Origin of the sequence: Mariniflexile sp. HMF6888, assembly GCF_044335535.1 — a bacterium.
GTDB lineage: Bacteria > Bacteroidota > Bacteroidia > Flavobacteriales > Flavobacteriaceae > Mariniflexile.
Genome location: NZ_JBIQVZ010000010.1, coordinates 90,355 through 102,262 on the forward strand (window position 1 = coordinate 90,355; position 11,908 = coordinate 102,262).

General features: G+C 36.7%; 4 protein-coding genes. All 4 read left to right on the forward strand.

All coding sequences use genetic code 11. The features are described 5' to 3' along the window. Positions 1-8: 8 nt before the first annotated feature. Positions 9-920 (forward strand): bifunctional molybdenum cofactor biosynthesis protein MoaC/MoaB, encoded by a 912-nt coding sequence (gene moaCB, locus ACGLWY_RS16830; RefSeq protein ID WP_396620840.1) that lies wholly within the window; start codon positions 9-11, stop codon positions 918-920. Between the two features lie 114 nt (positions 921-1,034). Continuing rightward, entirely contained in the window at positions 1,035-2,042 is a 1,008-nt protein-coding gene (moaA, locus tag ACGLWY_RS16835; protein WP_396620841.1) for a GTP 3',8-cyclase MoaA, read from the forward strand. Positions 2,043-2,438: 396 nt separating this feature from the next. After that, positions 2,439-4,667 (forward strand): nitric-oxide reductase large subunit, encoded by a 2,229-nt coding sequence (locus ACGLWY_RS16840; protein WP_396620842.1) that lies wholly within the window; start codon positions 2,439-2,441, stop codon positions 4,665-4,667. A gap of 539 nt (positions 4,668-5,206) precedes the next feature. Further along, a partial coding sequence (locus ACGLWY_RS16845; RefSeq protein WP_396620843.1) for a chromophore lyase occupies positions 5,207-11,908 on the forward strand: 6,702 nt, incomplete at its 3' end.

The window sequence follows — 11,908 nt, forward strand, 5'->3', positions numbered from 1 at the left end:
AACAAACAATGATAGATATCACACATAAAAGCACCACACTACGTACCGCAGTAGCTCAAGCTATTGTGAAAGTGAGTAAACCCGAAACCATTACAGCAATACAAAACGACATGGTTCCGAAAGGAAATGTGTTCGCTATGAGTAAAGCTGCGGGGTTATTGGGCGTGAAACGCACCCCGGACATTTTACCCGATTGCCATCCGTTGCCAATCGAGTTTACAGGTGTAGAATATGAAATAAACGGATTGGAAATCACTGTTTTATTCACCGTAAAAACCATTTACAAAACAGGAGTAGAGGTGGAAGCGATGCACGGCGCTAGTGTGGTGGCATTAAATATGTACGATATGCTGAAACCTATTGATAAAGGCATTGAAATCCACCACATCAAATTATTGCATAAAAAAGGAGGAAAATCCGATTTTAAAGATCGATTTAGAAAAGATTTAAAAGCAGCCGTTATTGTGTGTTCCGATACGATTTCAGCAGGACATAAAGAGGATAAAGCAGGTAAAGCCATCATTGAAAAACTCAAGGCCTGTGGCGTTCAAATAGAAGTTTATGAAATCATTCCCGACGAACTGGAAATTATTCAGAATAAAGCAAAACAACATCAAGAAAATGGTGTTGATTTAATTATTTATACGGGTGGTACCGGACTTTCTGCCCGTGATGTAACGCCTGAAGCTTTGGAGCCGCTTTTAGATAGACGCATTCCAGGAATTGAAGAGGCGATTCGTAATTACGGACAAGATAGAACGCCTTATGCGATGCTTTCAAGAAGTGTTGCAGGTACTATTAAGAATACCTTGGTGCTAGCACTACCGGGATCAACTAATGGAGCAAGCGAATCTATGGATGCCATATTTCCATCTGTATTGCATGTTTTCGGGATATTGAGAGGTGCGGGACATGATTAGTTTCAAAGTTTCAAAGTTTCAAAGTTACAAAGTTTCAGAGTTGCAGAGTTGCAAAGAATCTAAAAGGTCTAAAAATCTAAGAAGCCTAAAAATCTAATGATTTAAATAAAATTAATGAAAAATAAAACTCCCATATTACAAGATTCACACGGCAGAGATCATGGGTATTTGCGTATTTCGTTAATAGAACGTTGCAATTTACGTTGCTCATATTGCATGCCCGAAGAAGGGGTGCAGTTATCTCCTAAAAGCCATTTGATGACTTATGAGGAAATATACGAAATAGCCAAAACATTTGTAAAACATGGTGTAACAAAAATTAGGCTAACAGGCGGTGAGCCATTGGTGCGAAAAGATATCCCAGTCATTTTAGAAAAATTATCGACACTTCCTGTTGAATTATCAATCACTTCAAATGCTGTTATTATTGATAAATTTATTGATGTTTTGAAAGTGAATGGCGTACATAAAATCAATCTCAGTTTAGATTCGTTAAGCCGTGAAAAATTCAAACATATAACCCGTCGCGACCAATTTGAAGTTGTGTATAAAAACATGCTGCTTTTAGTAGAGGAAGGTTTTAAAGTGAAAGTGAATGTGGTTTTGATGAAGGGTTTTAATGAAAATGAAATCATCGATTTTATTAACTTAACTAAAAACTTGCCCATCGTAGTCCGTTTTATTGAGTTTATGCCTTTTGATGGTAACAAATGGGATATGAGCAAAATGGTATCTTACGCAGAAGTGATGACTTATGTTAACGCTTCTTTTTCTGAAGCGAGTATACAACGCATACAAGATGCGCCAAATGATACGTCTAAAAACTATAAAATTTCGGGTTATAAAGGCAGTTTTGCGATTATCAGTACCGTTACCAATCCGTTTTGCGATTCGTGTAACAGATTGCGTTTAACGGCAAACGGACAGCTAAAAAATTGTTTGTTTTCTGCCGCTGAATCCGATTTATTGACCACACTTAGACAGGGAAATCCCATTGAGCCCGTCATTCAAAAAGCGGTGCAAGCGAAGTTTAAAATCCGTGGGGGCATGGATACCTTAGAGAAACTTCAAGAACCTAAACGGCATAATAACAATAGGAGTATGATTACCATTGGAGGGTGAAAATATGTTATTCGTTTATTTGTTTATTCGATGAGTCGTTGAGTTGTTGAATCGTTGAGTTGCTTGTTGTTGAGTTGTTTAGATGATACCATTTCACTTATTTAAAAATAAATTTAATTTAAAATAGGATAAATTTGTCCGATATTAAATTTAGTCCTAATTTTGCGCTTGATTTAAAATGACAAAAAGTGATTTATGGATGACATTCGGACAAAATAAAGATATTTTTGTCCTTTTTTAAATAATTAAACTGAATATATCACCAAGAATAATAAACCAACTGAAATTATGACCGATGAAAGCACTTAAATCAAAATGATTAAACAACGATTAAAAAAAAATCTTAATTAAAAGCAGCAAACAACAAGTTTATAGTTTAAACAAAAATTAATGACAATGAAAAAAATATGGATTACATTTATTAGTGTTGTGTCAATATCCTTTATAATACTCATTTGGATAGGAACAGAAGTGTATCAAACACAACCTCCCATTCCAGAAACCGTTATCGTAAAAGAAACTCAAGAAATACTTTATACCAAAAAAGACATTCAAATAGGGCAAAACGTTTGGGAATCTATTGGAGGCATGGAAGTCGGTTCCATTTGGGGACACGGTAGCTATGTGGCTCCCGATTGGACAGCCGATTGGATTCATAAAGAAGCGACGTTCATGCTTGAAGCATGGTCTCAAAATGATTATAATACCAATTACAATACACTAGATGTAGAAAAAAAAGCAGCGTTAAAAGCACGTTTAATTGAAGACATTAAAACGAATACGTTTAATGAGGTTGATAAGTCCATAACCATATCAGAAAGTAGATTGGCTGCCATCAAAGAAAATATTAAGCATTATTCATCTATTTTTTCTGAAGGTAAAGAAGAATACGCCATTCCTAAAGGAGCACTGGTAAATCCTGAAAAATTAGAACAGCTAAACGCCTTTTTGTTCTGGACATCTTGGGCAGCAAGCACCAACAGACCGCATAAAGATTATACCTATACTTCCAATTGGCCACACGAACCTTTAATTGATAATACCATAACAAGCGATTCATTAATCTGGTCTGGGCTGTCTATTGTATTACTCTTATTGTTCATTGGTATTTTAACATATTATTATTTATTAAATCACGAAAAGGGAGAATTACTTACCAAACCAGAAAGCGATCCGTTAATAAATTTAAAATTGTTTAAATCCCAAAAAGCGATATTAAAATATTTTATAGTTATCTCGTTGTTAATAGGATTGCAAGTTGTTTTAGGCATCATTACCGTACATTATACTGTTGAAGGGCAGGCCTTTTTTGGTTTCGATTTATCTAGTTTTCTGCCTTATTCGGTTACCAGAACTTGGCACACCCAATTGGCCGTTTTCTGGATTGCCGCTACGTGGTTGGCTACAGGCTTATTTCTAGCACCTATGATTTCTGGAAAAGAAATGAAATACCAACGTTTTGGCATTAACTTCCTATTTATCGCTTTGCTTCTTATTGTATTAGGATCTATGATGGGTGAATGGTTGGGCGTACATCAATTTTTAGACTTAACAACCAATTTTTTCTTTGGGCATCAAGGCTATGAATACATGGATTTAGGCCGTTTCTGGCAAATATTTTTAGGTATTGGTTTAGTACTTTGGGTGTTCATGGTTAGCCGACACATCTTATATGGCATTCGTAAAAAAGATGAATCGAAACACTTGCTAATTATCTTATTAGTATCTGTCATGGCCATAGGTATGTTCTTTTTCTCTGGCTTAATGTATGGTGAAAATAGTAGTTTACCGGTTATTAATTACTGGAGATGGTGGTTGGTACATTTATGGGTTGAAGGCTTTTTTGAAGTATTTGCAACTGTCGTTATTGCTTATATTTTCTCAAGATTAAAAATTATATCTGTAAAAACCGCAGGCAGGGTATCCATAGCTTCGGCATCCATATTTTTAGCTGGGGGCATTATAGGGACATTACATCATTTATATTACTCAGGAACGCCTATTCAAGCGATTGCCTTAGGTGCTACTTTTAGTGCTTTAGAAGTGGTTCCACTAACACTTATGGGTTTTGAAATCAGGGAAAACTGGAATCTTTTAAAAAGTAAACAATGGATGCAAAAATATAAATGGCCCATCTTTTTCTTTATTGCCGTTGCTTTTTGGAATTTTGTAGGCGCAGGTGTTTTCGGGTTTTTAATTAATCCACCAATTGCACTCTATTACATTCAAGGTTTAAATACCACTGCAGTTCATGCACATACCGCTTTATTTGGTGTATATGGTATGCTAGGTATGGGCTTCATTCTAATATGTTTACGTTTTTATTCAGATAGAGTTTGGCAGAATAAAAAATTAAAACGTGCCTTTTGGTTATTAAATATAGGTTTGGTCGCTATGGTACTTTTAAGTTTGCTGCCTATAGGTATTATCCAAGCTTACACTTCTATTACCAAAGGCTATTCGTTTGCTAGAGATACCGAGTTATTATATTCACCTACCGTGCAAACCTTAAAATGGATGCGTATGATTGGTGATGTTATATTTTCTGTAGGCATTTTTTATTTTTGCTGGTTTACTATTGATGAAACGATTTATAATTTCAAAAGAAAACACGTAAATCAATAACAGAAAATAAGCAAGTTTAAAGAGTCTTAAAAAATCAGTAACTGATAAGCATAAACCGTTTATTAGTTGCTGATTTTTATTTTTAAACCATAGTTGTCTGATAAAGCTTTTACAATTCACTGCTAACACTGTAATAATGACTTTTTAAAGGAATTACTGATTTATGGACTAGTTTTTTGTAATAATTAATATAAATAATTCCCAAAGGCTCTGTTGGGTTGTTCATCTAAATAAATTAGTTTATTTCATAAAAGTTTGCCTAACTAAAATTACAGGTTCTTAATTTAAATTCACACATAAAAATACTACAAAATTTATTCATATTAAGGTTCAAAGTATCATTTCATCGATAAAATACTTTATTTATAGGTTTAATTCATTAATCTTCGAAAATAATTTACGATATTTATACCCTTTAAAAACAGTTGTTTAGGACAAAATATTTCAATTGGAGGAATGGATTGTTCTAAGTAATGCTAAGCAGTGATTAATATTTCTTTTTGCCCCCCAAGAAGAGAAATAATAAAAATTAAGCGTCTATGAAAAAAACTACTTTAACTAACCTACTTGTTATTTTATTTTTTTTAACATGTTTAGGTAGCATGTTGGGTCAAAACCTTGTTCCGTTTAATCCAAGATACGATGAGGCCATTAAAGGCGATATGCTTTTAATAGGAAACAGTAACCTTGGGGTTCATATTACAGATCCTTACTCTGGGACCAATAATAATGAGAGTTCGACTAATAGAGACAATATGGTGTATGTTGACATTGATAATGACAATAATACCTTTAACTCCAGTAGTGCCGATTTAGAGGTGCCAAACGATGTTAGTTGTTATAAAATTGTGTATGCTGGATTGTATTGGAGTTCCGTAGTAAAAGGGGATACACCAATGGCAGATGTTAAATTTAAAACCCCGGAAAGTGGTAATTACATAGACATTACCGGAACGGAAATTTATTATCAAAATTCTTCAGACAATAGAGACTCTAATACGTTTGCTTATTATAGTGATGTAACGGATATATTAATAGCTTTAAGCAACCCTGAAGGAACTTATACAGTAGCTAATATATCCTCTATGACGTCCGCAATGATGAATAGTGGTACTGGTCGTAATACAGAAGGCTTGTCGGCAGGATGGTCGCTTTTTGTTATTTATGAAGATCCACTTTTGCCAAGTAAATACATCACCTCTTTTGACGGGTTTACAAAAATACATAATCAAGCTCCTAATAATGAGCAAACCTTTCCTATAAGTGGATTTCAAACGATACCAACGGGTCCCGTTCGAGCAAAATATGCTTTTAGTGCTTTGGAAGGCGATAGAGGATGGACAGAAGATTATTTAGAAATTAATGGGACAAAAATTAGTGCTACAAATGCAAGCGGGACAGTCATACGTCCGAATAACAATTTTTTTAATAGTACCGTATCGATTATAGATCCAAATACGAATTCGCCCATGCTTTTTACCGATAGAAATCCCACAAGTTCCAATACCTTGGGTTTTGATGCCGGTATCATAAACATTCCCAATGCGGGAAATAGTTTAATAGCAAATGGCGATACGTCCGCTACCATTAAATTAGGAACCAATATAGATATTTACTATTTCTATTTTAGTGCCTTTGCCATTGAAATTATTGCACCAAATATTGTATTGACTAAAATTGTTGAAGATGCTTTAGGAAACGATATAGGCGGGCAAGTTGTGGATTTAGGTGATGAATTATACTATACCATAGGTTTTCAGAATACTGGGAACGATGATGCCACCGATTTAACCATTAGAGATATTCTGCCAACAAATGTTGTTTTTAACTATCCAGCAGATATTATGCCATTACCAGTAGGGGTTAGCGTTCAAAGTTATAATCCAACAACTAGAGAACTTATTTTTGATATCGACCCATCGGTGGTGGAAGAAAACGACCCAGTTTCCGAGATTCAGTTTAGGGTAACAGTCGTTGCAACCTGTAGTTTATTAAGCGATGCTTGTTCTAATAATATTGATAATCAAGCTTACGCAACATATAAAGGGACTATAAATCCAGATTTTACCATTTCAGACGACCCCAGCTTTAGTAGTAATACGGGGTGTTTGTTAACTCCGGGTGCGACTAATTTTTTAGCCGATTTAAACGATTGTATTTTTGAAGAAGAGGTCATACTTTGTGGTGACAGTACAGTATTGACTGCTGGTAGCGGTTACGATGCTTATTCTTGGACAAATGATTCTGGCACTGTCATAGGAACAACACAATCTATTACAGTTACTGCATCTGGAACTTACTACGTACATAATACAGCAATAGCACCTTGTCAATCAACCGACCAAGTATTTAATGTGGTTACTTTTGGTGCAGGAGTTACAAATCCGGTTATTCCTTTTGCAGATGAAGTGGTTACCTGTCCGAACGATGGTAAACAATTGCCTAATATTTTCCTTTGTGGAGCGAATGATTCTAGATTTATTCAAACCAATATCACCGATACGTCATCCATTATTTGGGAAAAATTGGATGAAACAAGTTGTGCTGCAGTAACCGAAGAAGATTGTGCCAATGAAAATCTTGACTGTACTTGGAACCAAGTAGGAACTGGTCCTAATTTTATGGTGGATACAGCTGGACAGTATCGATTGACATTAAACTACACGGGTGGTTGTTTCAATCAGTTTTATTTCAACGTATATGAAAACCTATTAGTTCCAACAGTTACTTCAAGAGATATTTATTGTACCACACCTGGTGAAATCACCGTTGGCGGTGTGCCAAGTGGTTATGAGTTTAGTATTGATGGAACAAACTACCAAACAAGCAATGTGTTTTCAATTAACACCCCTAATCTTTATTCCGTTTATATAAGACAAATTGACGTAACACCAAATCCGTGTATATTCACAGTACCCGATGTTCAAATAAGACAAAGGGATTTTACCGTTTCAACAATTATCACGCAACCCTATTGTAATGGAGAAAAAGGGAGCGTCGTATTGGCGGCAAACGATGTACGGCCACAGTATTTCTATTCCATTTACCAAGGTGGTACATTAATAAATAGTGTAGGACCTATAAACGCTAGTGATTATACATTCGCTAATCTAAATCCTGGAATATATACCGCAACGGTATCTACTGAGGATGGTTGTACGGAAACTGTGGATATCGAAATTATTGATCCACCATTATTAACAGCCACTTCGGCACTTACAACCCCATTAACCTGTACCGATGGCGAAATTACAGTGTACCCAGAAGGAGGGACACCACCGTATTACTATTTTGTAAACAGTACAACGGAATTCCAATCTACACCACAAATTGCGGTAACAGCTCCGGGTGTATATAATATAATCGTTATGGATTCCAATAACTGTCCAGCAGAAACTTCCATAACGGTAGATGCAACACCTGCCCCCGATTTCAATGTTGCAAAAACAGATATTTTATGTTTCGATGCAGATAATACAGGTACTATTACTGTTAATGTTACAAATGCCAATGGAAACAGTTTAATGTACAGTATAGATAATGGTGTGACGTTCTTCAACTCGCCAGTATTTACAGGATTGGCAGCAGGTAATTACGATGTCGTAGTTCAATATGCCATAGGAACAGATGTGTGTGTGACAACACCACAACCCATAACAATTACAACAGCAACCGCCATTAGTGGCATTGCAACCTTAACGTCACCTTATACCTGTACAACGAATGGTGTTATAACAGTTTCAGGTATTTCGGGAGGGACAGCTCCTTATACATATAGTATAGATGGTGTAAATTTCCAAACAGGACTTACCTTTTCAGGTCTGGTAAATGGAACTTACACTGTAACCATAAAAGATGCCAACAATTGTACATTTGCAACAGCACCAATAACCATCGACCCATTAAATCCACCGACAGATTTAAGTTTTAGCAATACACCTTTAAGCTGTCCGTCAATGACTTCCGATGTAACGGTAACAGCAACAGGAGGTGTTGGTACTTTAGAATACCAAATCATTGCACCAGTAGCATCTGCAACGGCTTATCAAACTTCAAATGTGTTTTCAGGTTTAGTACCAAATACCTATACCTTTAGAGTAAGGGATGCTAATGAATGTGTTTACACAGAATCCTTTACCATTACACCTTTAGTACCGATAACTTTAAACACTGTTTTAACCAAAGACTTAGATTGTACGGCTTCACCTGATGCTATCATAATGGGGACATTTTCAGGAGGCGTTGCACCGTTTACTTATGCGGTTTCTATAAATGGAAATGCGTATAGTTCTTTGGGAGCAACAGGATCACCGTTCAATTACTCAACACCAAATAATGGCACATATCAATTCCAAATAACAGACGCTAATGGATGTACTGCTGAATCTAGTGTGCAAACCGTTAATGCTATTTCGTTTCCTAATATCATTTCTGTGGTACAAACACAACAAATTTTGTGTAACGACGATGATTCAGCTGCTATTCAAATTACAATAGACAATACAGTAGGGACTCCTCCTTTTGTTATTAATGTGAATAATGATACCACAGGGACTAATTATGGTACACAAACATCTGGTTTAACAGCAGGAACTTATACTATTACTCTAACCGATTCAAAATCCTGTACAGATACAGAAACTATTGTAATAGGAGAACCTGCACCAATTGATGTAACGCATCATGCCGTAGATATTAGCTGTGATCCCATTTTCGGGGTTTCAAAAGGGTCCGTTATTATAGATGCTGTTTCAGGAGGTACGGCACCTTATAATTATTTTGTAACAGGAACTAATGGATACTCAGCTTCTGAGCTTAATTCATCTGGTACAACCTCTGTGACATTTGATGTGGTCGATTTTGGACTGTATCAAATAAACGTAGTTGATGCCAATGGGTGCTCTATATTAATTCAAGACGTTTTAGTGGCATCTCCTCCAAATAATTTAGATATTTCGATAAACACAACAGCAGACTGTCTCACTGGAGGAGAAGCAGAGATACGTATTGGTACAGCATTAGCTAGTGCAGGTCCTTTCTTTTTCAGTATTTATCAAGGCCCTACTTCTGTATATCCTAATCCACCAGGAACCTGGTTACCAGAAGATGCGTTAGGTAGTAAAAAAGCAACGTTTACGGGGTTGGTTCCAGGGGTCACCTATACGTTTATTGTTTATGATGATGCGACCAATTGTAGTTATTACCAAACAGCAACAACGCCAATTCCAACAAACTCATCATTAACAGCTACCGCTTTGACCTCTAATAATATTACTTGTGTTGGAAGTGCAGATGGCAATGTATCATTTACAATCAATAGTGTCTATGGTTCGCCTACAACTGTAAATTATGAAATATGGAATTCCTTATCAACTACAGCAACGGGAATAAATGGGGTTGGTGTGGTACCTGCCGGTGGATCATTACCAATAACTAATTTAGGTCCATTGCCTTTTGGAACCTATTTTGTTTTGATAAGAGAAACTACGGGCCCTAATGCAGGATGTAGTATAGCAACAGTTCCTTTTAGTATTACAGAATCGGCAATTGATTTAAGTATCAGTGCTACGGTTGATAAAAATGCCAATTGTAATCCAAGTTCTGGTGTTATAAGTGCCATTGCAAGAGACGGAACAGCACCTTATGTATATCAATTAACCACATCGGCTACACCTCCTTTAGCAACCGATCCATCATGGGCATCCGCTAATACATTCAATAGGGATGCAGGTAATTATTATGTACATGTTAAAGATGCGTATGGTTGTATAAAAACGACTTCGGTATTAGTATTGCCACCAGACCCAACTCCAGTGATTTCAGCCACATTAAACAATCAATGTACAGCAGTAGAAGGCAATTTTGCTATAGATGTTGCATTAACAACAGCAGGAATTGCACCTTACGCTTATAGTATTGATGGAGGAGCTTTTCAAACAAGAATAGCGCCATTTACCATATCCAATTTAGCTTCAGGAAGTCATACAGTAGAGGTAAGGGATGCCAATGGTTGTGGTAATTTAGTAACTGTAGATATCATAGCGCCAGTAAATTTATCACCAACTGTTAGCACTTTACCAACATGTAATGATGATGATGGTGTATTGACCATAACAGGTTCTGGCGGTACGGGTTCTTACACATATAGTATAAGTCCAAGTCCAGCATCTGCCAGCATTAGTGGTAATATTATTTCAGGATTGCCTTCGGGAAGTTACACTGTTACTATAACAGATGCCATTACTTCATGTACCGAAGATGTAGAGGTATTTTTACCATCAACAACGCTTCCAACAATAACTTTAAGTGCACCGACAGCAATTACATGTTTTGGCGAGACAAATGGTACTTTTGAAATTAATGTAAGTGGGTATACAGGTTCTTATACTTTTGAAGTTTTTAATAGTTCCGGAGCCTCTATAAATGGGGTTGTATCGGCTAATACATCAACCAATCCGTTATTGGTAACAGGCATTCCAACAGGGAATTACACGGTTGTAATTACGGAGACAGCAAGTCCGTTTTGTTCGGCGTCTTCAAATGTGGTTACAATTAACTCGCCTTTAAATCCATTAGCATTAGTAGCTTCAGAAACCTCAAATGTTACCTGTGATGATAATAAGGGGACAATTACTGCCATAGCTAATGGTGGTTATGGTGCCTATGAATATGAATTAACAGGTTCTGCAACGGTGGGCTATTCATCTAATGGAACATTTAGTGGTTTATCGGCTGGAGCTTACACCGTAAATGTAAAGGACGCTGGTGGATGTGTCGTTTCGGACAATGTAACGTTAACCATTCCAACTCCAATAAATGCCACTGTAACGGCAACACCAACTCTATTGTCCTGCTTTGGAGACAAAAACGCAACAATAACCGTAGGCAATGTGACGGGCGGCCAGGGAAGTAATTATACGTACACCCTTAACATGGTGCTGCCAACGGTAACATCGTCGGGTCCACAGGCATCGGCGGTATTTAGCGGACTGGGAGCGGGAACGTACAATGTTACGGTTACCGATGGCTATAACTGTGAGTTTACGACAACCGATGTTGTTATATCGGAGCCAGAGCAAATAGTGGCCAGTTTGGTAAAGGCAACGTCCCAGACCTGTTTAACAGAAGCCACCCTAACATTAAGCGCAACAGGAGGAACAGGAGCTTATGAATATAGTGATGGTGCCTCTTTTGCTAACGTTATTGGATCATTTACATCAAGTGTTACTTTTTCCGTATCC